The 701-nt window shown below is 68.2% G+C and carries 1 protein-coding gene; it reads right to left on the bottom strand.

Annotated elements, in window-relative coordinates; translation table 11 throughout:
* Positions 1 to 701, bottom strand: a 701-nt coding sequence (locus DEJ05_RS18240; RefSeq protein ID WP_220037044.1) for a putative T7SS-secreted protein, incomplete at both ends; no start/stop codon positions are given.

Here is a 701-nt window from a genome sequence, read left to right on the forward strand (position 1 = left end):
AGCGCGATCGCCGCGATGATCAACGTCCACGGCCCCGGGATGATCATCGCGATGATCCCACCCACCGCCACGACGACCTTCGCCACCGACACGATGGTCTCCCACGCCTCGGACCCGAAGATCTTGTCCCACGTGGACTGCTTCCCGAGGCCCGCGTCCGCAGCTTCACCGATCTTCGTCGCGGTCCGCTGCTCCGCGTCCTGCCAGTCACCCTTCGCATCCGCCACGAGCCGCTTCGCCGCATCGATCCGCGACTGCGCCGCCGAGATGTCCCCCTGCGCCGAGCTCACGGACCCCTGCGCGACGGACGCGTTGTCGGACGCTGCCCGCAACTGCGCCGGCGAGGGAACATCCACCCCGTCCGGCACGTCGGTACCTGCCGGGTACTTGTCGGCGACCTTCGACAGGTCCTTCGACGCGGACTCGTAGTGCGACAACGTCGACTGCGCATCCGCCAACCGGTCCTGCGCCGCGGCGAGGTCCCCGGTGGCGTCCTTCGCATCCGCCAACGCACCATCAGCCCGGTACTGGGTGTCATCGACCGTGTCAGCCCACCCCGACAACGCCGTCGCGGCGAGTTCGTACGAATCAACGAGCTTGGTCAGGTCCGACGGGGTGTCCTCGATCGCGTCGACGAACACATCAGCGGCCTCACCCTCCCAGTCGGTCAGCCACCCGGACCCCTTCACCGACTTCAGCCG

The sequence above is a fragment of the Curtobacterium sp. MCLR17_045 genome (assembly GCF_003234405.1).
In the GTDB taxonomy this organism is placed as follows: Bacteria; Actinomycetota; Actinomycetes; order Actinomycetales; family Microbacteriaceae; genus Curtobacterium; species Curtobacterium flaccumfaciens.